The organism is Halomonas dongshanensis (assembly GCF_024790395.1).
Lineage (GTDB): Bacteria > Pseudomonadota > Gammaproteobacteria > Pseudomonadales > Halomonadaceae > Vreelandella > Vreelandella dongshanensis.
This window is the reverse complement of the sequence record NZ_JAJISC010000007.1, coordinates 99,979-125,213: the sequence shown is the minus strand read 5'-3', so window position 1 is coordinate 125,213 and position 25,235 is coordinate 99,979. Positions and strand designations below refer to the sequence as shown.

At 59.9% G+C, this 25,235-nt stretch carries 24 protein-coding genes; 21 read left to right on the top strand and 3 right to left on the bottom strand.

Annotated features, from left to right (window positions below; all coding sequences use genetic code 11):
* Positions 1–70 precede the first annotated feature (70 nt).
* The 11 genes from ruvC to LLY24_RS15005 all read left to right on the top strand — a co-directional run bounded on the left by ruvC (position 71) and on the right by LLY24_RS15005 (position 8,654).
* Complete coding sequence (gene ruvC / locus LLY24_RS15055; RefSeq protein ID WP_259037119.1) at positions 71–643, top strand: crossover junction endodeoxyribonuclease RuvC; 573 nt, start codon at positions 71–73, stop codon at positions 641–643.
* 79 nt (positions 644–722) lie between these two features.
* A complete protein-coding gene (gene ruvA / locus LLY24_RS15050; RefSeq protein ID WP_259037118.1) occupies positions 723–1,328 on the top strand; it encodes a Holliday junction branch migration protein RuvA in 606 nt (201 codons plus the stop codon).
* Between the two features lie 7 nt (positions 1,329–1,335).
* Entirely contained in the window at positions 1,336–2,373 is a 1,038-nt protein-coding gene (gene ruvB, locus LLY24_RS15045; RefSeq protein ID WP_259037117.1) for a Holliday junction branch migration DNA helicase RuvB, read from the top strand.
* Complete coding sequence (ybgC, locus tag LLY24_RS15040) at positions 2,370–2,783, top strand: tol-pal system-associated acyl-CoA thioesterase (RefSeq protein ID WP_282563410.1); 414 nt, start codon at positions 2,370–2,372, stop codon at positions 2,781–2,783. Before ruvB ends, ybgC begins: the two co-directional genes overlap by 4 nt.
* Before the next feature lie 39 nt (positions 2,784–2,822).
* Entirely contained in the window at positions 2,823–3,518 is a 696-nt protein-coding gene (tolQ, locus tag LLY24_RS15035; RefSeq protein WP_259037116.1) for a protein TolQ, read from the top strand.
* A gap of 12 nt (positions 3,519–3,530) precedes the next feature.
* Positions 3,531–3,974, top strand: a complete 444-nt coding sequence (gene tolR / locus LLY24_RS15030) for a protein TolR (protein ID WP_259037115.1) — start codon at positions 3,531–3,533, stop codon at positions 3,972–3,974.
* Between the two features lie 7 nt (positions 3,975–3,981).
* Entirely contained in the window at positions 3,982–5,142 is a 1,161-nt protein-coding gene (gene tolA / locus LLY24_RS15025; RefSeq protein WP_259037114.1) for a cell envelope integrity protein TolA, read from the top strand.
* Positions 5,142–6,431, top strand: a complete 1,290-nt coding sequence (gene tolB / locus LLY24_RS15020; protein ID WP_259037113.1) for a Tol-Pal system beta propeller repeat protein TolB — start codon at positions 5,142–5,144, stop codon at positions 6,429–6,431. The genes tolA and tolB overlap by 1 nt, the downstream gene beginning before the upstream one ends.
* Before the next feature lie 37 nt (positions 6,432–6,468).
* Positions 6,469–7,005: a peptidoglycan-associated lipoprotein Pal gene (gene pal / locus LLY24_RS15015; RefSeq protein ID WP_259037112.1), complete on the top strand. Its 537-nt coding sequence runs from the start codon at positions 6,469–6,471 to the stop codon at positions 7,003–7,005.
* Between the two features lie 21 nt (positions 7,006–7,026).
* Positions 7,027–7,824, top strand: a complete 798-nt coding sequence (ybgF, locus tag LLY24_RS15010; RefSeq protein WP_259037111.1) for a tol-pal system protein YbgF — start codon at positions 7,027–7,029, stop codon at positions 7,822–7,824.
* Positions 7,825–7,892: 68 nt separating this feature from the next.
* On the top strand, positions 7,893–8,654 hold the full coding sequence (locus LLY24_RS15005) for a YciK family oxidoreductase (RefSeq protein WP_259037110.1): 762 nt from the start codon (positions 7,893–7,895) through the stop codon (positions 8,652–8,654).
* A 40-nt stretch (positions 8,655–8,694) separates the two neighbouring features.
* Here LLY24_RS15005 and LLY24_RS15000 read toward each other — a convergent pair whose 3' ends face one another.
* Together LLY24_RS15000 and ubiG are read right to left on the bottom strand one after the other, a co-directional pair.
* Positions 8,695–9,363, bottom strand: a complete 669-nt coding sequence (locus LLY24_RS15000) for an HAD-IA family hydrolase (RefSeq protein WP_259037109.1) — start codon at positions 9,361–9,363, stop codon at positions 8,695–8,697.
* Entirely contained in the window at positions 9,360–10,118 is a 759-nt protein-coding gene (gene ubiG, locus LLY24_RS14995; RefSeq protein ID WP_259037108.1) for a bifunctional 2-polyprenyl-6-hydroxyphenol methylase/3-demethylubiquinol 3-O-methyltransferase UbiG, read from the bottom strand. Before ubiG ends, LLY24_RS15000 begins: the two co-directional genes overlap by 4 nt.
* 273 nt (positions 10,119–10,391) lie before the next feature.
* Here ubiG and LLY24_RS14990 point away from each other — a divergent pair, with 273 nt between their 5' ends.
* The 5 genes from LLY24_RS14990 to msrA are packed head-to-tail and all read left to right on the top strand — an operon-like array spanning position 10,392 to position 19,157.
* Positions 10,392–11,684, top strand: a complete 1,293-nt coding sequence (locus LLY24_RS14990; RefSeq protein ID WP_259037107.1) for a nucleotide sugar dehydrogenase — start codon at positions 10,392–10,394, stop codon at positions 11,682–11,684.
* Between the two features lie 9 nt (positions 11,685–11,693).
* The gene (locus LLY24_RS14985) at positions 11,694–12,524 is read left to right on the top strand and encodes a coiled-coil domain-containing protein (protein ID WP_259037106.1); all 831 of its coding nucleotides are present in this window, start codon (positions 11,694–11,696) and stop codon (positions 12,522–12,524) included.
* A gap of 51 nt (positions 12,525–12,575) precedes the next feature.
* Entirely contained in the window at positions 12,576–14,468 is a 1,893-nt protein-coding gene (tamA, locus tag LLY24_RS14980; RefSeq protein ID WP_259037105.1) for an autotransporter assembly complex protein TamA, read from the top strand.
* Between the two features lie 9 nt (positions 14,469–14,477).
* Entirely contained in the window at positions 14,478–18,509 is a 4,032-nt protein-coding gene (tamB, locus tag LLY24_RS14975) for an autotransporter assembly complex protein TamB (RefSeq protein WP_259037104.1), read from the top strand.
* Between the two features lie 9 nt (positions 18,510–18,518).
* Positions 18,519–19,157 carry a peptide-methionine (S)-S-oxide reductase MsrA gene (msrA, locus tag LLY24_RS14970; RefSeq protein WP_259037103.1) on the top strand — a complete coding sequence of 213 codons (639 nt, stop codon included), beginning with the start codon at positions 18,519–18,521 and terminating at the stop codon, positions 19,155–19,157.
* Between the two features lie 110 nt (positions 19,158–19,267).
* Here msrA and can read toward each other — a convergent pair whose 3' ends face one another.
* Positions 19,268–19,906 carry a carbonate dehydratase gene (can, locus tag LLY24_RS14965; protein ID WP_259037102.1) on the bottom strand — a complete coding sequence of 213 codons (639 nt, stop codon included), beginning with the start codon at positions 19,904–19,906 and terminating at the stop codon, positions 19,268–19,270.
* Between the two features lie 151 nt (positions 19,907–20,057).
* Here can and gorA point away from each other — a divergent pair, with 151 nt between their 5' ends.
* The 5 genes from gorA (at position 20,058) to LLY24_RS14940 (ending at position 25,218) form a co-directional block, all read left to right on the top strand.
* Positions 20,058–21,440 carry a glutathione-disulfide reductase gene (gene gorA, locus LLY24_RS14960; RefSeq protein ID WP_259037101.1) on the top strand — a complete coding sequence of 461 codons (1,383 nt, stop codon included), beginning with the start codon at positions 20,058–20,060 and terminating at the stop codon, positions 21,438–21,440.
* Positions 21,441–21,696: 256 nt separating this feature from the next.
* Positions 21,697–22,275, top strand: coding sequence for a diaminobutyrate acetyltransferase (gene ectA, locus LLY24_RS14955; protein WP_259037100.1), 579 nt, complete (start codon positions 21,697–21,699; stop codon positions 22,273–22,275).
* Positions 22,276–22,338: 63 nt separating this feature from the next.
* Positions 22,339–23,616: a diaminobutyrate--2-oxoglutarate transaminase gene (ectB, locus tag LLY24_RS14950; protein ID WP_259037099.1), complete on the top strand. Its 1,278-nt coding sequence runs from the start codon at positions 22,339–22,341 to the stop codon at positions 23,614–23,616.
* Between the two features lie 101 nt (positions 23,617–23,717).
* Positions 23,718–24,110, top strand: a complete 393-nt coding sequence (locus tag LLY24_RS14945; protein ID WP_259037098.1) for an ectoine synthase — start codon at positions 23,718–23,720, stop codon at positions 24,108–24,110.
* 271 nt (positions 24,111–24,381) lie between these two features.
* Complete coding sequence (locus tag LLY24_RS14940; protein WP_259037097.1) at positions 24,382–25,218, top strand: ATP-dependent zinc protease family protein; 837 nt, start codon at positions 24,382–24,384, stop codon at positions 25,216–25,218.
* Positions 25,219–25,235: the final 17 nt, after the last annotated feature.

The window sequence follows — 25,235 nt, the reverse complement described above, 5'->3', positions numbered from 1 at the left end:
CGCGCAAGCAACGCCAACACCGACGCCAACAGGCGTCGGTGTTTTTGTATCTGGCTACAACGGGCTGGCTATGAACGATAAAGACCTAGCAAAGCACTCCCTATCGCCGCCCGTGCGTATTCTGGGTATCGATCCAGGATCGCGCATCACCGGCTATGGCGTCGTAGACCTCGTGGCGGGCAAGCCTCACTACGTGGCCAGCGGCTGCATTCGCACCGCCGATGAGGCCCTCGAGCAGCGTTTGGCTCAAATCTACGCCGGGCTTGCCGAGGTGGTGACGCTGCATCGTCCGGCGCAGGTGGCCGTTGAGCGCGTATTCATGGCCAAGAATGCCGATTCAGCGCTCAAATTGGGCCAGGCGCGCGGTTCGGCGCTGGTGTGCATGGCCAATCATGGCTTTGCCATCAGCGAATACGCGCCACGGGCGATCAAGCAGGCGGTCACCGGGCAGGGCGGTGCGGAGAAAGACCAGGTTCAGCACATGGTCACGGCCATTTTGCGCCTCTCCACCACGCCCCAAGCCGACGCCGCCGATGCGTTGGCCATTGCCCTGACGCACGCCTATAGCGTCAGCGGACTGCTGAGCTCAAATACCGCCGGCGCGCGAAAGTCTCGCCGCTCGACAGGCCGTTGGCGGCTCTGACGGCGGCCACTACTGGTCACCTGTACAGAGTCACTTTATAGTGGACGTCACTTTATTCATGTCGATTGGTAGCGAGTAGATGATAGGACGCCTGAACGGTCAGTTATTGGAGAAGCAGCCCCCGTGGGTCGTCATCGATGTTCACGGTGTAGGCTATGAGGTGGAGGCGTCGATGACGACGCTACTGGCCCTGCCCGGCGTCGGTGAAAGCGTATCGCTCTACACCCACCTCAGCATTCGCGATGATGCGCATCTGCTGTTCGGCTTTGCCCGCGCTCAGGAGCGCGCGCTCTTTCGTGCCCTTATCAAAGTCAACGGCGTTGGCCCCAAGCTCGCCCTGGCGATCCTTTCCGGTATGGAAGAGGCGGCTTTCATGCGCTGCGTGCGCGACAACGACAGCAAGGGACTAACGCGCCTGCCCGGCGTGGGTAAGAAGACCGCCGAGCGGCTGATCATCGAGATGCGCGACCGCTTCCCCGAGTGGCAAGACGAGAATACGCCGTTGCCCATGGAGGCAGCTAATGGCCAGGGCGCGCCGCGCGATCATCTCGCCGATGCCGAAGCCGCGCTGGTGAGCCTAGGGTACAAGCTGACCGAGGCGTCGAAGATGCTCGCTGAACTCGATCCCGAGCAGTCGACCGAAGCACTGATCAAAGCCGCGCTAACGCGGCGCATGGCAGGATAGGGCGGCTATGTTAGAGCACGACCGTCTCATCGCCGCCGCCCCCGAGCAGGGTGAAATCCGCCACGATCACGCCATTCGTCCCAAGCGATTAGCCGACTATATCGGCCAGCCGCGTGTGCGCGAGCAGCTCGATATCTTCATCGGTGCCGCCCGGCGCCGCGAAGAGAGTCTCGATCACACCCTGATCTTCGGCCCACCAGGGCTGGGTAAGACGACGCTTGCCAACATCATCGCCACCGAAATGGAAGTGGGCTTGAAATCCACCTCGGGTCCGGTGTTGGAGCGCGCTGGCGATCTAGCGGCGATGCTGACCAACCTCGAACCCGGTGACGTCCTTTTCATCGACGAGATCCACCGCCTATCGCCGGTGGTCGAAGAGGTGCTCTATCCGGCGATGGAGGATTTTCAGCTCGATATCATGATCGGCGAAGGCCCGGCCGCGCGCTCGATCAAGCTCGACCTTCCGCGCTTCACCCTGGTAGGGGCGACCACGCGCGCGGGGCTTCTGACCTCACCGCTGCGTGACCGCTTCGGTATCGTTCAGCGACTCGAGTTCTATAACTTGGCTGAGCTGACCAGCATCGTTTCGCGCTCGGCGCACCTGCTTGGGGTCGAATCGACCGAAGAGGGCGCCGTTGAGGTGGCCAGACGCTCGCGGGGCACGCCACGTATCGCCAACCGCTTACTGCGCCGGGTGCGCGACTACGCCGAAATCAAGGGCAGCGGCATCGTCGATCGTGGCATTGCCGATGCCGCGCTCAACATGCTCAACGTCGACCATCACGGGCTCGACCATATGGATCGGCGCTTGCTGCTGGCGATGATGGACAAGTTCGACGGCGGCCCGGTAGGCGTCGATTCGCTGTCGGCCGCCATCGGCGAAGAGCGCGATACCATCGAAGACGTGATCGAGCCCTACTTGATTCAGCAGGGGCTGATGATGCGCACGCCGCGCGGGCGCATGGTTACCCGCCAAGCGTGGCTGCATTTCCAAAAGACGCCCCACGATAAGGCACTCGACGCCCAAGGGGAGCAGCGCCCATGAGTACACAGAACGATACCCCCGTGTTCACTATGCCGCTGCGCGTTTATATGGAAGATACTGACGCCGGTGGTATTGTCTACTACGTTAACTACTTGAAGTTTATGGAGCGCGCCCGCAGTGAATGGCTGCGCCAAACCGGGTTCGATCAGCAAACACTGCTAGACGACGACACGCAGCTAGTGGTATATCGCTTGGCCTGCCACTACGCCAAACCGGCACGGCTCGACGATGCGTTGAGCGTGAGTGCCCGCGTGGCAGAGATTGGCCGCTGCCGCATGACCTTCGAGCAGCGCGTAATGCGCGGCGAGGAACTCCTGTGCAGTGCGACAGTCGAGATAGCTTGCCTTACGGCAGCGCGCATGCGGCCCAAACCCTGGCCCCTAACGCTTCTGGCCTCTTTCGACGCCTAGCGCAACCCACGATTGACCGACATTTTAATGAGGGCACCTGTGAACGATAACACCATGTCCATTCCCCACCTGATAATGAGCGCCAGCACGGTCGTCCAGCTGGTCATGCTGATACTGGTGATAGGGTCAATCCTCTCCTGGGTGATCATCTTTCAACGCGGCATTGCCTTGCGCCGTGCCAAGCAAGAGTACAACCAGTTCGAAGAGACGTTCTGGTCAGGCGTAGATCTCAACGAACTCTACCGCGAGATTCCCGCTGACGAGCCGCGCCACGGCGCCGAGCACATCTTTCAGGTCGGTTTTCGCGAGTTCAATCGGCTGGCGGCGAAAACGCGCCAGGCCGATACCGTCCTCGCCGGGGTACAGCGCAGCATGCGCGTTGCCTGGTCGCGGGAAGAAGAGCGCCTTACCCAGCATTTGGTCGTGCTGGCTACCGTCGCGTCGGTGAGTCCCTATATCGGCCTCTTCGGTACGGTCTGGGGCATCATGGGCTCGTTCCAGTCGCTCTCGCTGACCCAGCAGGCCACCCTTGCAACGGTGGCGCCCTGGATCGCCGAAGCGCTGATCGCGACGGCCATGGGGCTCTTTGCTGCTATTCCGGCGGTCATTTTCTACAACCGCTACGCCAATATGTCGGCCCGGTTGCTAGGCAAATACGAAAACTTCGCCGAAGAGTTTCATGCCATCTTGCACCGCAATCTACAAGGGCGCGACGCCACACCTCCCGCGCGCTAGGAGAAAAAGCTCATGCAAGGACCTTTTCACCGCGCCGGGCAGCGCAAGCCCATGGGCGAAATCAACGTCGTCCCCTTTATCGACGTCATGCTCGTGCTGTTGGTCATCTTCATGATTACCGCCCCGATGCTGACCCAGGGCGTTCAGGTCGAGCTGCCCCAGGTAAGCTCCGAGCCCATCGAAACGCCGGAAGAGACCGACCCGATTATCATCTCGGTAGACCGCGACGGCAGCTATTTCATGAGTCTGGGCGAAGACACCACGTCGCTGACCCTGGATGAAATGGCCGAGCGCGTTATTGCCATTTTGGAGCGTGTACCCAACACGCCGGTGATGGTACGTGGCGATCGTAACGTCACTTACGGCCAGATCGTGATTTTGATGAGTACGCTGCAGCGCTCGGGCGTGGCCAACGTCGGCCTACTTTCCGATCCGCCACAGGACGGGCAGGGATAAGAACGCGATGGCACTCAAGCCCTTCCATGACCCGCAGGATGTCGGCTACCGCTGGCCCACGGTGCTCGCCGTGCTGCTGCACGTGGGCATTTTGGTGGCGAGCCTGATCACTCTGCCAAGCCGTACGGCAGAGCCCGACTCGTCGTCGATCGTGCAGGCTACCTGGGTCAGCACCGAGACCTTTACCGACCAGGCGCAGCAGGTCAACGATCAGCAGGCAGCCCTCAATGCCTCCTCCGAGCCGCCGCCAGAGCCCGATACCCAGGCTGCCGAGCAAGCCGAACAGGCAGAGCGAGCCGCTCAGCAGGCCGCCGAAGCCGAGCAGGCGCGCCAGCAAGCAGCCGAGCGCGCCGAGGCCGAAGCGCAAGCGCTGCGCGATGCCGAAGCCCAGGCACAAGCCGAGGCCCGGCGTCGTAGCGAAGAAGCCGCTGCAGCAGAAGCTGCCGCACGCGCCGCCGAAACGCAGCGCGAGGCGGAAGCCGAAGCCCAACGCCAACGCCAACGTGAAGCAGAGGCCGAAGCCCAGCGTCAACGCGAAGCGGAAGCAGAGGCTCAACGTCAGCGTGAGGCAGAAGCCGAAGCACAGCGCCAACGCGAAGCGGAAGCGGAGGCCCAACGTCAGCGTGAGGCAGAAGCCGAAGCACAGCGCCAACGCGAAGCGGAAGCGGAGGCCCAACGTCAGCGTGAGGCAGAAGCCGAAGCGCAACGTCAGCGCGAAGCCGAAGCGGAGGCCCAGCGTCAACGTGAGGCAGAAGCCCAACGCCAGCGTGAAGCAGAGGCCGAAGCGCAGCGCCAACGCGAAGCAGCAGAGGCAGCGATGCAGCGTCAGCTTGCCGGTGAAGCCGAGGCAGCTGCCAATGCCCAGCAGGCGCAACAGGCAGCCAACAGCTTCATTAATATCGTTCGTCGTGCCGTCGAGCAGGCGTGGATAATCCCGCCCGGGTCGGGTAACAATATGAGTGCTACCATTCAGGTACGCCTGGGCCCCTCTGGGGAAGTCCTGGCGACGTCGGTAGCGTCATCGAGCGGCGACAGCGCCTTCGATCGGTCCGCCATGCAGGCGGTGGAACAAGCCGCTCCCTTCAGCGAGTTGAGAGACTTGCCGTCGGATCAGCAGCGCAATTTAAGACAGTTCAATCTGCGGTTTACTCCGGGGGATGTACGCTGATGCAAGCTTTGAGAAATGTGTGCCTGGGTTGCCTGCTGCTATTGGTCAGCAGTTTGGCAAACGCCCAAAACCTGACTATCGAAATTACCCGCGGTAGCGATCAAGCCTTGCCGATCGGGGTCGTGCCTTTCGGCGGTGGCGATGGCCTGTCCGAAGACGTGGCGCAGATCGTCCAGGACGATCTCGAACGCAGTGGCTTCTTCGCGCCCATCGAGCGGGGCTCGATGTTCGAGCGCCCCACCCAAAGCCAAGACGTGCAGTTCGGCACCTGGCGCTCACTCGATGTGCGTTACCTCGTCGTAGGACGCGCCGAGCCCGCCAATGGCGGCGTACGCCTACAGTTCGAGCTGATGGACATCAGCGGCCAGCGGCGTATGTTGACCGAAACGGTCAACGCCAACGCTAACGACCTGCGTGGTGCGGCGCACTACATCAGCGACCAGATCTTCGAAGAGATCACCGGCATTCGGGGGGCGTTCTCCACGCGTATTGCGTATGTCACCTCGCAAGGTGTGGGCGACAATATGCAGTTCGGCCTCTACGTTGCCGATGCCGATGGACACAACCCCCAGCAGGTGCTGACGTCCGATCAGCCGATCATGTCGCCTGCTTGGTCGCCCGATGGACGCAAACTTGCCTACGTCTCTTTCGAGACCGAGCGTCCGGCCATCTATATTCAGGATGTGGGTAGCGGCCAACGCGTTATGGCCACCTCCTTTGACGGCATCAATGGCGCCCCTGCATGGTCACCCGATGGCCGACGTCTGGCGATGTCGCTCTCCAAAGATGGCCAGCCGGAAATCTACATCATGGATATCGCCAACCGGTCGATCGAGCGCATTACTCAAAGTAACAGCATCGATACCGAACCCTCTTGGGCGCCGGATGGCCGTTCGATCATCTTCACCTCGGATCGCAGCGGCGGCCCGCAGATTTACCAGTACACGTTAGGCGGCGGTGAAGCGCAGCGGTTGACTTTTACCGGCAACTATAACGCTCGCGCGCAGTACTCGCCGGACGGTGATCAGCTGTTTTTGATCCACCGCTCCAACCGTGGTTACCAGGTTGCCCGTCAGGACAGTGATGGCGGCCGCTTGGTCGTATTGAGTGACAGTACGCGGGATGAATCTCCTAGTGTTGCGCCGAACGGGACCATGGTACTCTTCGCTACCCAACAGGGTAACAACGGGGTACTGAGTGCAGTTTCAGCCGATGGGCGCTCGTCATTCAGACTACCAGCAGCACAGGGTGACATTCGCGATCCCGCATGGTCACCTTTTCTAAACTAGTCATACCTAAGAAATATTTCAGGCAAGGAGTCTGATCATGCAAGTCAAGACATTAGCTCGCTCATTGGCAGTAGCGCTCTCTCTGGCGGTTCTGGCCGGCTGTTCCAGCACCGGCGGCACCCAAGATGGCGACTCTTACGGTAGCCAGAGTGGCAGCGGCGTAGGTACCAGCACGTCAGGCGCAGGTACTGGCGGCCAATACGGCTCGTCCACTGGTGGTGCCAACCAGCAAGCTGATTCGCGTATTCCCGAAGTACGTACCATCTACTTCGATTTCGACCGCGATACCATCAAGAGCGACTACGAATCTGTCGTCATGGCTCACGCTCGCTACCTGCGTGCTAACCCCAACGCGCGCGTCGTTCTCCACGGTCACACCGATGAGCGCGGTACCCGCGAATACAACATGGCGCTCGGCGAGCGTCGTGCCAACGCCGTACAGCGTTTCCTCAATAGCCAAGGCGTATCCCCGTCTCAGATGAGCGTCGTCAGCTACGGTGAAGAGCGCCCTGCGGTACGCGGTTCCAGCGAAGAAGCCTACTCGCAGAACCGTCGCGTGGTCTTCAACTACTGATCCTTCGTCTACGGAGTCAGCATGAATCACAGTCTCAAGCGGTTTGTTGAGAGGCTGTGCGGAGCGGGAGCCATTGCGCTCCCGCTGTCCGTATTGCCCTTGGCAGCGGTTGCTCAGCAGCAGCCGCTGGTTCAAGACCTCTCATCCTCGTCCAACAGCGGTTTCTATAACCAAACGCAGCGCCAGGAGAGCTCGGGCGGAAGCCTGGTCATCTTCAACCAGGTGCAGGAGCACCAACAGGAGATCCAACAACTGCGCGGGCAAATCGAAGAGTTGCGTCACCAGTTGGAGCAGTTGAAGCGCCAGACGCAGCAGCAGTATCTGGATATCGAAGATCGCCTGATGAGCAGCGGCCCGAGCCAAATCGAGCAGGCCACACCGCAGGTCGAGCCGGAAGCCGCGCAGCAGGTTGCCAACGCCCCGAGCGCCAGCAATGTGAGCCAGGACGCCCAAAGCGAATATCAGGCCGCCTTTGCCCACGTTCAAGCGCGTGAGTTCGGTCAGGCGATTCAGGCCTTCGAATCCTTCGTAAGCAACCACCCTGATACCAGCCTGACACCCAACGGCCATTACTGGCTTGGCGAGCTTTATGCTGCCGAAGGGGAACTCGATAAAGCCGACGCGGCCTTCTCGCGTGTTATCGAAAACTATGACGGCAGCAGCAAAGTTCCCGATGCGCTTTACAAGCTTGGCTTGGTCAAAGCCCGCCAGGGCGATGCCGAAGAGAGTCGTGCGCTTCTCGAGCGGGTACGCAACGACTACCCGCAAAGTAGCGCTGCCGGGCTTGCCGGTGATTTCCTGCGCCAAGCGGGCGGCTAGTCTGCCTCCTTTGCGCCAATGAAAGTTAATTTGATCAGGGAAAGCAGAAGAGAGCGTAAGAGAGTGTCATGAGCTGCAAGATCGATTATCGCCCTATCCCCAACCTTTTGGCCGACCGCGTCGTTCTGGTGACGGGCGCGGGCGACGGTATTGGCCGCGCCGCTGCGCTGAGCTACGCACGCCACGGTGCCACCGTGATTCTGCTGGGTCGAACGATCGACAAGCTGGAGAGCGTCTACGATGAGATCGAGGAGGCGGGCTGTCCTCAGCCTGCCATCTTCCCGCTCAATTTCGAAGGCGCCGTTTTGGCCGATTTCGTCGAGATGGCCGAGACGCTGGAGAAAGAGTTCGGGCGTCTGGATGGCCTCCTACATAATGCAGGCCTGCTTGGACGTATTACGCCGTTCGATCACTATCCTCCGGAGCTGTGGGAGCAGGTGATGCAGGTCAACGTCAACGGGCCGATCTGGATGACCCAGGCGTTACTGCCGCTACTCAAGCAGTCCGAGGACGCCTCGGTGATTTTCACCTCGTCCAGCGTGGGAAGAAAAGGGCGCGCCTACTGGGGAGCCTATTCGGTATCGAAGTTCGCCACCGAAGGCTTCATGGAAGTGCTGGCCGACGAACTCGTCAACCAGCCTCAGGTGCGCGTGAATACGCTCAACCCTGGAGCCACCCGCACCCAAATGCGGCGTAGCGCCTACCCGGGCGAAGACCCTATGACCCTGCGCAGCGCCGAAGACATCATGCCGACCTATCTATGGCTGATGGGGCCCGATAGCCAAGGCATTAGCGGGCAGAAGTTCGACGCCCAACCGCCACGCCAGTAAGTTGACGCCACCCGGCGCGGTAAGAAGGTGATGCTGCGGGCTAACGTGCCCGCAGCGTTTCGACCAGGGCAGCGCAATCCTCGAACCATACATCCGCCGGCCACTGGCGGTAATCCTCCTCTTCAGCGATATAACCGTAGCCTACGGCAACGCCGACCATCCCCGCCGCACGGGCGGCTTGCATATCGCGAATGTGATCGCCTACGTACCAGCACTTCTCTGGCGCCACGCCGAGCCTTCGCGCCGCTTCCCATAGCGGTTCGGGTGCAGGCTTCTTGACCGCTAGATCGTCAGCGCAGAGCAGGGCGCCGGGAGCGAGCCTCAGCGCATCGAGCAGTGGCTCGGTATAGCGGCGCGGCTTGTTGGTGACGATTCCCCAGGGAAGCTCGATGACTTCGCGCTCGTCAAGCCAGGCATCGAGGGGGGGGAAGACCCGGCTCTCGACGGCCACGGCTTGCTCATAGGCATCCAGCAGCCACTGACGCGCGGGGGCGTGATGTTCGTCTTCAAGCGTAAGACCGAGCGCTAGCGTCACCAAGGCGCTGCCGCCGTTGGAGACCTGACCTCGAATGCGCTCGAAGGGTAGGGGCGCCAAACCGTGATGCGCACGCAGCGCGTTGGTGGCGCGCGCCAGGTCGGGGGCGGTATCCACCAAGGTGCCATCGAGATCGAAGATGACCGCCTCAGCAGGTGCAAGGCGTGCCGTCATACTCTGCCCTCGACGGCGTCGGTGCGGCGGCAGTACATCATGTAGTTGACCGATACGTCGTGAGCCACCAAGCGGTAGCGACGCGTTACTGGATTGTAGGTCAGCCCCGTCTGCTCGCGCACGTCGAGACCTGTGAGGCGCGACCAGGCCGCCATTTCCGACGGGCGAATGAATTTCTTGTAGTCGTGGGTACCGCGCGGCAGCAGCTTGAGTACGTACTCCGCGCCCAGAATGGCAAAGGCGTAGGCTTTGGGCGTGCGGTTAAGCGTGGAGAAGAACACGAAACCCCCTGGGCGAACCAGTTGGCTGCAGGCGCGTACCACCGCCGCCGGATCGGGGACGTGTTCGAGCATTTCCATGCAGGTCACCACGTCGAATTCGCCAGGATGGTTGGCGGCGAACTCCTCGACGCTGATGCGCTGATAATCGATGCTCACGCCGCTCTCTTCAGCATGCAGGCGGGCAACCCCCAGCGGCGCCTCGCCCATATCGATACCGGTGACCGTTGCCCCCCGATGAGCCATGGCTTCGCTCAGGATACCGCCGCCGCAGCCCACGTCGAGCACGCGCTTACCCGCAAGCCCGGCGCGGGCGTCGATGAAGTCAAGGCGCAGGGGGTTGATGTCATGCAGCGGTTTGAACTCGCTATGTGGATCCCACCAGCGGCTAGCAAGCGCCTCGAACTTGGCGACTTCGGCCGCGTCGACGTTGCCCTGATAACGATAAGCAGTGCTATCCTGTGGTGTCGCTTCCATTCTCTTGCTCCCAATGACCATTCGGCTGGCAACTTGATGTCGACCCAGCGCTGCCACGCGAAAAAACCAGTGGGTTAACAATCCCATGGTGACCACTAAGGTGGCAACGCGCGGTGGGTGACGTATGATGGTCATTCTAACCGCTTGCGAGATCGAACGCATGAAAAGGACCTCTGGTATAAGGACTCCGGATATGACGCTGGTTGCCCGCACAGTGGAAGTGCTTCCTTTTGGATGCGCTGCCTCTATGGCCGACCGTGAGGAGGGTGTGACGTGCGCGTGATCGTTTATGGCAGCGAGTTAAGTGCTGCCACCGCTGCTGCTGCGCTGGCCTGGGTAGGTCATCGGGTCGCTTGGCTGCCCCATCCTGACGTGCCCTGGAGCGCGCTGTCCCAGCTAGGCTGGCTCAAACGCGAGCCGCAGCTGATCGACCAGCTCCAGCATGCCCAGGAAGAGGGCAATCTCCAGATCATCGAGCAACTCGATCAAACGCCCGCCCCCGATGTCGTTTGGCTGGCTCTGTCGCCGAGTCAGCGTCAGGATGCCCATGCCTGGCTGCAGTCGCCGCTGTTCGCGGATCACCAAGGCTGTGTACTGGTCAACAACTCCACCTTTCCTGTTGGTGAGACCGAGCGCCTGCATGCGGTTTTCGGCGCCCAGCACACAAGTGTTGCACTGCCCGACACCCTCGAAGAGGGCCGCGCCTGGAAAGCATTCACCCGGCCGTCACGCTGGCTCTTGGGCTGCGACGAGGCGGTTGGCGAGCAGCGGGTGCGCGAGCTATTGCGCGCTTTCAATCGCCGCAGTGAAGTCTTCCAACGTATGCCCAAGCGTGCCGCCGAGCTGACCAAACTTGCGATCAACGGCATGCTCGCCACCCGTATCAGCTACATGAACGAAATCGCTGGCTTAGCGGATACCCTGGGTGTCGATGTCGAACACGTACGTCAGGGCATGGGTGCCGATAGCCGTATCGGCTTCGAGTACCTCTATCCTGGCTGCGGCTTCGGTGGGCCGAACTTCTCCCGCGACTTGATTCGCCTAGCCGATGTGCAGCACGCAAGCGGACGCCACTCGGCGCTGCTCGATCAGGTCATGGATATCAACGAGCAGAAGAAGGAGACCCTGTTTCGTAAGCTATGGGCGCACTTCGATGGGGAGCTTGCCGGGCGCACCGTGGCCATTTGGGGCGCGGCCTTCAAGCCCGAAACCACGCGTATCGACCATGCGCCCGTACTCGTGCTGCTAGAAGCGCTATGGGCTCAGGGCGCGCGCGTAAGGTTGCACGACCCCGCAGCCGTGCCTGCGCTTGAAGCGCTGGTGGGCCAGCGCGATGATCTCGTCACCTTCAGTCAGGATCCTTACGCTGCCTGCGAAGGCGCCGATGCGCTAATGCTCGTTACCGAATGGAAGAGCTACTGGAACCCTGATTGGTCACGCCTGCGTGAACTACTCGGGGCGCGTCTGATCCTCGATGGACGCAACATCTTCGATCCCGATTTCGTCGCTAGCTGTGGGTTGATCTATCGCGGCATCGGCCGCCGCGCCGACCCGCTCACTCAGTAAGGAACCGCCATGCCAGACTCCGCTCCAGATCGCATCGTTCCCGAGGTTGGTCAAAGCGTTACGGCGCAGCATTTGCGTCAGCGGCGTGGGCCATCGCTATGGCCGCTGTGGCTCGTGGTGATTTTGATCATTGCGCTGCTAGGCGCCAGCGCAGCGGCGCTTTGGTGGGAGCGGGAGCGGATGAACGAAGAGCTGCGTAGCATGAGCGGTGAAGTCTCGAACATGCATGCGCGGCTGGAGTCCGGCGATCTCGAATCCGATGACACGCTGGCTTACATGCAAGCGCAGATGACCACGCTATTTCAGGAGCAGGAGCAACTCGCCACGACCATTCGAGACATTCGTGACGAAGTCTACCGCGTGCTGCCCGACGCCGACGATACAGCCTCCAGCGACACGGTGGCAGCGCTTGCGGAGCAGATCGAACGGTTGACCCAGCAGGCCAGCCTGCGCGATGGGCAGTTGGCGGCGCTGGCGTCTTCTCTCGACGCCCTGGAACGAAGCGGCGATACCGAGCGCGAGATGCTTGCCGAGCGCCTCGCTAGTATGTCGACCCAGCTCGATGCTGGCCGCAACGCCGTCAGCGAGCAGCAAAAAGATCTTGACGCTCGTCTGAATCAAATCGACCAGCGCATCGACGAAAGAGTCGCTACGCTGGAAGAACGGCTCGACGAAGAGCTTGCCACGCTAAGCGCAGATGCGAGTAATGGCATCGAGCGTAGCGATCTCGACGCGCTCGAACAGGCCTGGGAGCTGCGTTTGAATGCCTTGGAGAGCGATGTGCGCCAAGTTCGCCAAGCGCAGCTCGCGTTCAGTGCCCAGTTGGAAATGCTGCGCTAGCAATAAAAAACGACATACCCTGCCGAAGATTGAGTTAGGAAGAGACACTGTATGGGAAGACGACGGCAACGGCCTGTAGGCCATAAGCGGCAGTGGGGCATTTTGCTTCCCATGCTTCTAACGACCCCTTGGGCTTGGGGAATGACCGCGACGATCAACGGCGTTAGCGGTAACGTTGAAGACAACATCGACGCCTACTTACAGGCCATTGATGCCGAACAATACACGTCTGCTAGGCTCGAGGCAGAAATCACTCGGCGTACTCAAGAAGCGATGCGAGTGTTTGGCTACTACGAGCCCACTATCAACGTGACACTGAGCCAAGGCGAGCCAAGAAACGATAAGGACGGCAAGGAGATAAGGCGCCAAGCCCGCCTCGAGATCGAGCCTGGCCCCCAGGTCGAGATCGAAACCCTCGATCTCACCATTCGTGGTGACGCCCAGGATGATCCACCTTTCGAAGAGGCCGTGGACGATTTTCCCCTGCGCGAAGGTGATCCGCTACGCCATGCGCCTTGGGACCGTTTGACCAGTCGGCTTTCGACGCTCGCCGTCGAGCGCGGTTACTTCGACTGGTACTTTGCCGATCGGCGCATGGAAGTGCGCCCCTACCGCCAGAGCGCACGCCTTTATCTCGATTTCGATAGTGGCCCGCGCTACCAGTTTGGCCGTTCGCGCGTCATCGGCAGCCATATCGAGCTCGACCGTTTACGCATGATGCAGCCTTTCGAGCAGGGTGATCCTTACCTGGCCGAAAATATCGCGCTCTACAATCAGCGTTTGGCCGAGACGGGGTGGTTCAGTTCGGTCACCGTCAAGCCACGCCTTGAAAGTGCGCAAGAGCTGGTCATCGGCCCGCCAAGCGGAGGTACGCCCTGGTGGAACGAGGTGACCACGGCGATTCCCCAGCGCCCGCGTTTGAGCGGGACGGCGCTGGCCAGCGCGCTGCAGCTCGCACAGCCCGACAATCACCAATTGCCTGTCGATGTCACCGTGCAACCGGCGGATCGCCATCAGTTCTCAGTCGGTGTCGGCTATGCCACCGATGTCGGCCCACGGCTACGCTTTAGCTGGCACCAGCCGTGGATCAACCGCTTCGGCCACGGCCTGGATCACGATCTATACCTGTCAGCGCCCGAGCAGCGCTTCAGTGGCACCTACAATATTCCGCTGGAAGACCCGCTGCGCGATAGCTATCGCCTACAGTATGGTGTCCGTAACATCGACGACAACGACACTCAGTCGCTCGAAGCCACCGTCGAGTTCGCTCGGCGCTGGGAGTTCGAAAACCGTTGGGTACAGTCGCTTTACTTCCGCACTACCTACGAGGACTTCACTCAGGGCGGCGAGTCCGAGCAGGTATGGCTGTTCTATCCAGGGATTCAATGGTCGCGTACGCGTACGCGACCGCCACGTTTTCCCGAGTGGGGCGATCGTCAGCAGCTATCGATCGAATACTCCGACACCGCCTGGGGCTCGGATGCGCGTTTTCTACGCGTAACGGGCGATACCGAATGGATTCGCATGTTGGGCACGGACAATCGCTTCGTTGCCCGCGTCAGCGTCGGCGCCATCGAAACCGACGATTTTAGTAAGCTTCCGCCGTCGCTGCGCTTCTTCGCCGGGGGCGATCGTAGCGTTCGCGGTTACTCTTACGAGAGCCTATCGCCGCGCAACGAGCAGGGGCGCCTTCGTGGTGGCCAGCAGATGCTCACCTCGTCGCTAGAGTACCAGCGCCGCGTCCGCGGCGATTGGTGGGGCGCGGCCTTCGTCGACACCGGCGATGCCTTCGACGGCTGGGGCCCGAACGATTTGAAAACCGGTGCTGGTCTCGGCGTACGCTGGGTATCACCCGTGGGGCCGATCAGGTTCGACGTCGCTCACCCCTTCGATGACGACGACAACGACTGGCGTCTGCACTTCTCCATCGGCCCGGAATTCTAGGAGCGCGTTTTGTCTCAGGCTCATTCACCCACCGACGGGCGCCAGCGCCTGTCGTCTAAACGACGCACCTGGCTCGGTTTTTGGAGTTTATTGCGTCTGATCATTCTGCTGCCGCTATGGCTCTTCGGCCTAGTGGCGCTCGTACTGGGTATTGCGCTGTCGCCTTGGGGAACCGATTTTTTACTCTCCCAAGGAGAAAAGCGCGGCTACTTCAGCTTCGAAAGCTATGAGGGCGGGATTCTCGAAAATTTCGAGCTGCGCGGCTTTTCGATGGACGTGGCCAATACCCAGATTCGCATCGACGATCTGGCACTGGCCTGGGGCGAAGGCTGCGTATTATCGGGTAGGCTGTGTCTTGACTACCTGCGCATCGATGGCGCGGATATTCGCCTTCAAGGGGGCGAAGAGAGCCCGCAAGAAGAGAGCAGCGGTGGTATGGGCAGCTTCTTCTTTCCCTTCACCATCGAGATTCGCGAGCTGAGTATCGACGAATCTAGCGTGGCACTTGCCGATGGCACCCTGATCACTTGGCAACACTTTTCCACCGCCGCCACGGCCCAGGGGAATACCGTCGAGATTGCGGCGACAACGCTGCAGTCGCCGTCGGTCTACTTGCCTCCGACGCCGGGCGTCGCCTTGACCGAGGGCAACGCAGGCGAGGGCGCCCAGCTCGCGCCTGCGGGTATCGATGCCGCCATCGCGTTACAGACACCCACCGAGCCGGTAACCCTAGCCGGTCAAGCGCCTGCTAACGCAAACACCGCGGCAAGCGAGCGTCTAGAGCTACCCACCATCGCGCTGCCGGTGAATATCGCCCTTGAAAGCCTGACCATCGAGCAGTTCGAGTTGCAAGGGCGTTTTGCCTACCAGGTGGAGCGGGGCTATCTGGCAGGGCGTATCGAAGGCTCGGACGTTACGCTGGACGCCCTCGAATTCACCACCGAAGATGCCGACGCTAGGCTCGTGGGTAGCGCCACCCTGGATGATAACTATCCGCTCGATGTGCGCCTGGATACCACGCTTTACCTGCCTGAGCTTTTCCCCGAGCTGAACGGCCAGCGCCTAGTGCTCGAGGCCAGCGGTACGCTGGATGCACTGGCGGCGACGCTTGAAGCGAGCGGCCCGGTCGTGGCGCGTCTTGAGGCCGACGTCGATGCTTTGGCCTCGACGCTGCCGTTCGAGCTGAGCCTTCAAAGCGACTCCCTGCAGTGGCCGTTGCCTACAGCGCAGGCCCAGGATGGCGAAGAGCAAGCACCTATCTTCATCGACGATCTTGCGCTCGACGTGTCGGGCAGCCTGGAGGCTTATCAGGTCTCGCTTTCAGGCGAAGCCGAAATGCCCGATATGCCACGCGCGCGCCTAGTCCTTGCGGGTAACGGTGATTTCGAACACTTCGTCTGGGACGACCTGGCACTTCAGGTCGAGGAGAGCCGCCTTCGCAGCAGCGGGCGCATTGACTGGCAGGCACCGCTTCGCGTGGCGGCGCGGGTGCGCCTCGACGACATCGACCCTGCGCTGGTGACCGATGCCATGCAGGGCAACTTGAGCGGCGATATCGAACTTGGCGTCGTACAGCAAGGCGAGCAGTGGGAGATCGATCTGCCCGTGCTCGCCATCGACGGCACGCTGCAGGAGTATCCGCTAACGCTCGACGCGGCGCTAACCGCCAATACTAGGCTTGAGGCAGACGTCGAGCATCTACGTTTTGCCCAGGGTAATAACCGCATCGAAGCGGCCGGGCAAATCAGCCAACAGGCGATGTCACTCAATGCCAACGTGGCGCTGCGCGAACTGCGTACGCTGCATGCCGAACTGGGTGGAGCCTTGACCGGGCGCATTCAGGCTGCAGGCAGCATCGAGCGCCCCCAAATTCGCGCCAACCTGGAAGGCGATGGGCTGCGCTTTGCCGATAACCTGATTGAGCGCCTTTCGCTCGATGCCAACGTACAGGGGCTCGATGACCCCGAGCTTGACGTAGTGCTCGTGGCACGCAATTTGCGCGCAGGCGGTCAGAGCCTGCCGCGTCTTGATTTGGGGCTTAACGGACGTCTGTCGCAGCACCGCTTGACTCTGGACGTTCAAGGCGAGGAAAACGGCCCCATCACTCGCGCGGCGCTTGCGCTACAGGGCCGCTTTCAACAAGAGGCCGAGCGCTATCAAGCGCGCCTAACGCCACTTGAAGTCGATGGTGAAGTGGGCAATATCCGCTTGGAAGCACCGGTCGATGTGACCTATAACCTCGCCAACGGTCAGGCGCGCATTACGCCGTTCTGTCTGCGCCGCGAGCAGGGCGGCGTGGTGTGTGCCACTGAGGCCATCAGCGCCTCGGCAGAGCAGGGCCGCGCGGCGCTTGCGGTGCGTGAAGTGCCGATGGAGATGGTCGAGCCGTTCCTGCCTGAAGATTGGCAACTGGAAGGCGATACCACCGCCGATTTGGTCGCCTCCTGGAGCCAGGGTGGCGCGCGTTGGCAGGCCAACGTACAGGTATTGAGCGACTTGGTGGTCACGGCGATCAACGACTACGGTCAGCCGGTCACCCTGCCCGCCATTAGCTTGGACGCCCAGGTCGAAACCAATCAGGCGCGTGCCGATGCCGATGTGGTGCTGTCGCTTTCCGAAGCTGGCAACCTCACCCTCAACCTCGGCGTCGTCGATCCGCTTGGGCGTGGCGTGCTCGATGGCGAACTGCGGGCCAATGACATTTCTCTCGCGCCTTATCAGCCGATGGTCCTTCAACTCAACGAACTGGGCGGTGATCTCACCGGGCGTGTGGGTATTGGTGGCACGACCGCTCAGCCCGACCTTCAAGGTTCGCTTGGCCTACGCAACATCCGCGTCAATGGGCCGGACATTCCGGTGGACATTCGCGATGGTCAATTCGTCGTCAATTTCGCTGGTGAGCAGGGGCAAATCGATGGTTTCCTCGCCGCCGAGCGTGGGCGCCTGAACATCGACGGCAGCGCCTACTGGCCCTCGGGCGACGATTGGCGTATCGGTATCGATCTCGAGGCGGTCCAGGAACCGATCCTTGCGGTGATTCCGCGCTTTGGTCGCCTGGAAGCCGCACCGGACATTCGTATTCGTATCAACCCCGAGCTACTTCAGATTCGCGGTAACGTCGATGTGCCTTGGGCGCGCCTCACGGTGGGTTCGTCGCCGCCTTCGGCGATTTCGCCCAGTAGCGACGAGATCATCATCACCGAGCGCCAGGATCGTGAAGCCGAGCGCGCGGCCCAGGAAGCGGCCGCCCGCGGCGAAGGTCCCAGTGCTGCCCAAGAGCTTGCCGATACTGGCATGGAGATCGATATGTTGATCACCGTGACCCTGGGCCAAGACATGCAGCTCTCGGCCTATGGGCTTGAATCCGGGCTTGGGGGAATGCTCGAGGTTCGCCAGGACAGCGGCGTGTTACAGCTATTTGGTGAGGTCAACTTGGTCGATGGGCGCTTCCAGGCGTTCAACCAGGATCTGTTGATTCGCCGTGGTCAGGTACTGTTTAGCGGGCCACCTGGGCTACCAACGCTGGATTTCGAAGCCATTCGCAACCCAGATGTCACCCAAGACGACGTCATCGCTGGACTAAGGGTAACGGGCACTGCCGAAGCGCCTAACGTGGCGATCTTCTCCGAGCCTGCCATGGACGAGAACCGGGCGCTCTCGTATCTTTTACGCGGGCGGGCGCCGGAGTCCGGCGGCGGCGTCGATACCGCCTTGACCACGGCATTGATCGGTATGTCGCTCGGGCGCACCGGTGGGGCAGTCGGCTCTATTGGCGAGGCCTTCGGTATCGACGATCTGACCCTCGACACCACTGGCGTTGGCGATGAAAGCCAGGTCGCCTTGAGCGGCCAGCTTACCGACGATTTGCGTATTAGCTATGGCGTAGGCATTTTCTCGCCGATTGCCGAACTCACGCTGCGCTACACCTTATGGCGCAACCTCTATCTGCAGGCGGTATCGGGCACGAGCCAAGCTATCGATCTGCTGTACACCTTCACCCGCTCAGGCAATCCTCAAGTGATTCGCCAGGGCCAGCCGTAGGAAAGAGCCATGAATACGTCAACGCAACATTCAGTGACCCCTGATAACGCGCTTCCCGGGCGGGAAACGCCAATCGCCACCAGTGAAGTTCACGCCGTAAATGGTCACCCGCTCAAGCCGCCTTATCCAGACGGTATGGAGGAGATCGTGCTGGGCATGGGCTGTTTCTGGGGTGTGGAGCGGCTTTTATGGCAGTTGCCCGGTGTCTATGTCACTGCCGCAGGCTATGCAGGCGGCGTGACGCCCAACCCGACGTACGAAGAGACTTGCACCGGGCGTACGGGCCACACCGAAGTAGTGCGGGTGATTTTCGACCCTAAGGCGATTTCGGTAGATACGCTGCTTAAAACGTTTTGGGAAGAGCACGACCCAACCCAGGGCGACCGTCAGGGTAACGATATCGGTACGCAGTACCGCTCGGCCATCTATACCACGACACCCGAACAGCTCGAGGCCGCCAAGCAAAGCGCTGAACGCTTTCAAAAAGAGTTAAGCGAGGCAGGAAAGGGATCCATTACCACGGAAATCATACCGTTGGAGCGTTTCTATTACGCCGAAGACTACCATCAGCAGTATCTAGACAAGAACCCTAACGGCTACTGCGGTTTGAAGGGCACTGGGGTGAGCTGTCCCATTAGCTGGCGATAAGCACTTACCCCAAAGGGCCAGACGCCGTGTATGGGCGTCTGGCCCTATTTGCGCTTTGATACTTAATACTAGCTGCTTGGTACTAGCTACTTAGTATTGGGCGCTAGGTACTAGTCGTTTGGCTGAACACGATCGATGCGATACAGCGTTTCGACTTGGCTTAGGCCTTTGACGGTGCAGTTGAGGTCTTTGACGCGGCCATCGCTCAAGCCGTAGACCCAGCCATGAACCGCGATGTCTTGGCCACGCTGCCAGGCGCGCTGCAAAATCTTGGTGCGGCAGAGGCTATTGACCTGAGCCTTGGCGTTGAGCTCACACATACGGTCGATCTGCTCGTCCAGCGGCAGGTGCTCGAGCGAATCGCGGTAGCGGTTATAGAGCTCGCGTACCGAGTGCAGCCAGTAATCGACGACGCCACACTCACCGCCGGTCACCGCCGCGCGGATACCGCCACAGCCGTAGTGACCAACGATCATGATATGCCGAACCTTGAGTACGTCGACGGCGTACTGTACGACCGAGAGGGCGTTCATATCGGTGTGGTGCAGCAGATTGGCGACGTTACGGTGAACGAAGACTTCCCCGGGGGGCAGATTGATGATCTGGTTGGCGGGAACACGGCTATCGGAGCAGCCGATCCACAGATAGTCGGGGTTCTGCTGCTCGGAAAGGCGTTTGAAGAACTCCGGATCTTCCTCGTTGATACGCTCGGCCCAGGCACGATTGTTCTCGAGTAGGGTCTCTATCATGGTAACTCCATCAGCTGTGTCGTCAGGGGAGGTCGTTGCCTTGTCGAAGCGGCAACGGTCACGGGGCGATGTGGTTTTAACTCTCCGTTTACATTAGGTCAACGTTTGGCGTTTGCTTTTTTGTTTTTCTACTTTCGTTCAGGAGCATGACATGGCCGGTGAATCCGCCTATCAATACGACCTTTTTGTCATCGGTGCGGGCTCGGGCGGCGTGCGCGCCGCGCGCATGGCCGCAGCCGAAGGCGCACGTGTAGGCATCGCCGAAAAGCGCTATCTGGGAGGCACCTGTGTCAACGTCGGCTGCGTGCCCAAAAAGCTTTACGCCTATGCCGCGCACTTTCACGATAGCTTCGATAACGCCGTTGGTTTTGGCTGGCAGTTGCCCGCAGCACCGACGTTCGACTGGGCCACGCTGCGTGACAACAAAACGAGTGAAATCAAACGTCTCAACGGCATCTATCAGCGCCTGCTGGATAACTCAGGCGCAACGCTCTACAACGCCCATGCGCGCTTGGTCGACCCGCACACGGTACTTTTGACCAGTGACCAAGGCGAGCAGCGCGTTACCGCTAAAAAGATCCTCTTGGCGACCGGTGGCTGGCCCTGGAAGCCCGATTTCCCTGGCTGCGAGCATGCCGTCGATTCCAACCAGGTGTTCGATTTGCCACGCTTTCCCGAGCGCTTCCTAGTTCTTGGCGGCGGCTATATCGCCGTCGAATTCGCCAGCATCTTCAATGGCTTGGGCAGTGAGACCCATTTAGTCTATCGCGGTGAGCTATTTCTCAAGCACTTCGACGATGAGGTGCGTGCATTCACCCGCGACGAAATGCAGCGTAAGGGCGTGAATATACATTTCGAGGCTAACATCGAGCGTATCGAACCCGAGGGAGAGGCCTATCGCGTTACCTTGACCAACGGTGAGACCTTGACCGTCGACGTCGTACTCTCAGCGACGGGGCGCGTCGCCAACGTTAAGGGGCTTGGCCTCGATGCATTGGGCATCGAGCTGGATAAGGGCGGCAAGATCGCCGTTAACGACCGCTTCGAGACGGCAGTGCCGTCGGTATTGGCATTGGGCGATCTCACCGATGGCCCCGAGCTTACGCCGCTCGCGATCGCCGAAGCCATGCGTTTGGTCGATTTGCACACCAAAGAGGTGAGCGCAGAACCCATCGATTACACCACGATACCGACTGCGGTTTTCTGCCAACCCAATATCGGCACCGTTGGCCTCAGCGAAGAGGCCGCGCGTGAGCAATACGGCAAGATTCGCGTTTACCGCACCGATTTTCGTGCCATGAAGCATACGCTCTCGGGCAGCGAAGAGCGCACCCTGATGAAACTCGTGGTAGACGATGCCACCGATGTCGTGCTCGGCGCGCATATGGTGGGTGACGAGGCGGGCGAAGTGATTCAAGGCATTGCCATCGCCGTACGCGCGCGCCTAACCAAGAAGGATTTTGATCGCACGATTGGTATTCACCCGACCGGCGCTGAGGAGTTTGTCACCCTGCGAACGCCTTCGCGCTACTAAGAACTACCCCTTGAGCGCCGCTCAGCGTGGCGCTCGACGTTGAGCGAGCTTCGGCTCGCTTTTTGTTGCCGGTCGATCATGCATTTCCGTGTGGCTCGTCTAGACTCAAAGCTGCCTGAGGCCGTGTAGGGCGGCCCCCACGGCATAATTTATAACTATATTTTATGGATAATGGTGCGATGAATAACGCCGATTTTGTCTTGCTCATAAGATACTGTTATAATGACCTCAAAATTCGCTACAGCGAAGCATAACCATGATCACTCCGATACAACCTTTTACTCCCTCAGCCGAGCTTGCTCGACCGACCGTGGCCGATGCCGTCATTGGTCATATCGAGACACCGCTCTACATTCGTAAGCCCACGGCCGATGACGGTTGGGGTATCTATGAGCTGGTCAAGGCGTGCCCACCGCTCGACGTCAATTCGGCCTATGCCTATCTGCTACTGGCCACTCAGTTTCGCGATACCTGCGCCGTCGCTACCAATGAAGAGGGCGAAATCGTTGGTTTCGTTTCCGGCTACGTCAAAGACAACGCCCCAGACACCTATTTTCTCTGGCAGGTGGCCGTCGGTGAGAAGGCGCGCGGTACCGGGCTTGCCCGGCGCCTGGTCGAGGCGATCATGTCGCGCCCGGAACTCGATGGCGTGCATCATCTCGAAACCACTATTACGCCTGACAACCGAGCCTCTTGGGGGTTGTTTAGGCGCCTTGCCCACCGCTGGCAGGCCCCTTTAAACAGCCGTGAGTACTTCTCAACCGATCAGCTAGGCGGTGAACACGACCCCGAAAACCTGGTGCGTATCGGTCCTTTTCAGACCGACCGTCTCTAGCACAGTCTTATTTTTCAATCGTCTTTCCATTTCGCGACCAACAGACCACATCAAGGAGTTGATATGCAGAGCCAAACCCAAACGTTTGAACGCATGGAGTCCAATGTTCGCACCTATTCACGCTCTTTCCCCGTCGTTTTCAAAACGGCCAAGAACGCGCGCTTAGTCGATGAGGAAGGGCGCGAGTACATCGATTTTCTCGCCGGCGCTGGCACCCTGAACTACGGGCACAACAACCCGCATCTTAAAGAAGCGATGATCGACTACCTCAGCACGGATGGCGTGGTACACGGTCTCGATATGTGGACGCAGGCCAAGCGTGACTACTTCGAGGCGCTCGAAGAGCTGATCTTCAAGCCGCGCGGCCTCGATTACAAAGTTCACCTGCCTGGCCCGACCGGTACCAATGCAGTGGAAGCCGCCATTCGCCTGGCCCGCGTTGCTAAAGGGCGCCATAACATCGTGTCGTTCACCAATGGTTTCCACGGCGTCACCATGGGGGCGCTGGCCACCACTGGTAACCGTAAATTCCGTGAAGCGACCGGAGGCGTACCCACCCAAGCGGCGAGCTTCTTGCCTTACGATGGCTATATGGGCGAGCACACCGATACGCTGGATTATTTCGAAAAGCTTTTGAACGACAAGTCCGGCGGTCTCGATATCCCCGCTGCTGTCATTGTCGAAACCGTACAAGGGGAGGGCGGCATCAACGTGGCGGGCCTCGACTGGCTCAAGCGCCTGGAAAGCATCTGCCGAGCTCACGATATCCTGCTGATCGTCGATGACATTCAGGCAGGCTGTGGGCGTACCGGTAAGTTCTTCAGCTTCGAGCATGCAGGCATCACGCCGGATATCGTCACCAACTCCAAGTCGCTTTCTGGTTTCGGGCTGCCGTTTGCGCATGTGCTGATGCGTCCTGAGCTGGATAAGTGGAAGCCGGGGCAGTACAACGGCACTTTCCGTGGCTTCAATTTGGCCATGGTGACGGCAACGGCTGCGCTCAAGAAGTACTGGAGCAACGATAGCTTCGAGCGCGATGTTCAGCGTAAGGCACGTATCGTCGAAGAGCGCTTCCAAGGTATCGCTAAGCGCTTGAGCGATAGCGGTAAACCGGCAACCGAACGTGGCCGTGGTTTGATGCGCGGCATCGATGTGGTCGATGGCGAACTGGCCGACAAAATCACTGCCACAGCGTTCGAGCGCGGCCTGATTATCGAAACCAGCGGTCAGGATGGCGAAGTAGTCAAATGCCTGTGCCCGCTGACCATTACTGACGAAGACCTGCTTGAGGCGTTGGATATCCTCGATGCCAGCGTTGATGCCGTTATTCAAGGTGCCTAATGCAGGCCATTTAGCGGGTCATCTGAGCTTTTTTGACGCCAGTATATTTCCTTTTAACTACACGTGGCCGGACCCCGGCCGCTTTACAAGGAGCACGTGATATGATCGTACGGAATCTCGACGAAGCGCGTAAAACAGACCGTTTGGTAACAGCGGAAAACGGCAACTGGGATAGCACCCGTTTGGTGCTCGCAGAAGATAACGCAGGCTTCTCGTTCCATATCACTCGCATCTTTCCGGGTACGGAAACCCATATCCAGTACAAGCATCACTATGAAGCTGTGTTCTGCTATGAAGGTGAAGGCGAAGTCGAAACCCTTGCCGATGGTAAAATCTGGCCGATCAAAGCAGGCGACATCTACTTGCTCGACCAGCACGATGAGCACCTGCTGCGCGGTAAAGAAAAGGGCATGACCGTTGCCTGTGTCTTCACGCCGCCGCTGACCGGTAAGGAAGTTCACCGTGAAGATGGCTCCTACGCACCTGCGGAGTAAGCATCTTTGGCGCCTGACGCCTGATGAGCTTCGCTGATTGAGCTATGTAACCCCGCCAATCTCGGCGGGGTTTTTCCGTATGCCTTACGTTCGCATAATATATATTATGTTAAATGTAGTATGGTTAGATATTATTCCCTGATGCTATCTCTCATCCTCATCTTGCTCGTCTGGTGCCTATATTTTCACTGAATTCTGCCCGTGGCGTTGGACAAGCGTACGCCCTTCTTCATATCATTCTGGCTCTCATTGTTTAAGGATGTGCTTGATTATGCGCCCAGGTGTTTTGTGGCTCTCGGCTGGTTTTTCTCTGTTGCTTGCCGGGTGCGCTGTCACTCAGCCGGAAGAGCCGACGCCACCGCCGCTTAGCGAAGCCTCCTTCAATGCCCGCATTCTTGAGCTTGAAAGCCAACTTGGCCAGCAGTGCCAGCAAAGTGCCGCCATGCAGCAGCGTCAATTCGATCAGCAACTAGCCATGACGGCCGATGTGCGTGAAGTTGGCAGTCTGCTGCGTGGGCTTCAGGCCGACGTGCGTGAGCTCGAAGCGCGTGGCGAAGAGCCCGTCATCATTCGCGAAGAGTGTGAAGTGGATGATACGCTCGAAAACAAGACGCTGGTCGGTCGTAGCGAATGGGTCGGTTTTCCCGGCATAGGCACTTACCTAAAAGCCCGTGTCGATTCTGGCGCTAACACGTCGTCGCTTTCGGCCACCGATGTGACGCGCTTCGAGCGAGACGGTGAGAACTGGGTGCGCTTCAAGCTTGCCTTGAATGACGATGACGTGGTCGTGGAACATTTGCGCGATGAGTGGATCGAAGCGCCTGTCGAACGTCGCGTACGTATCGTTCAGGCATCGGGTGAAGAGACGCGCCCAGTGGTCTCTTTGCTGATGACTTTGGGGCCGATTCGCGAGAACGTCGAGTTCACTCTGAACGACCGCTCGCATCTGGATTATCCCGTACTGCTGGGACGACGCTTCATGATGGATATTGCCCTCATCGACGTCGCCGAAACCTACCTTCACGAGCGCCCGGAATTTCCCGGTGGAGAACCCGCCGATCAGGCGGCTGAAGATGAAGCAGCCGATCAAGACGATAGCGAAGAGTAATCCCTCTCCCCTGCTCA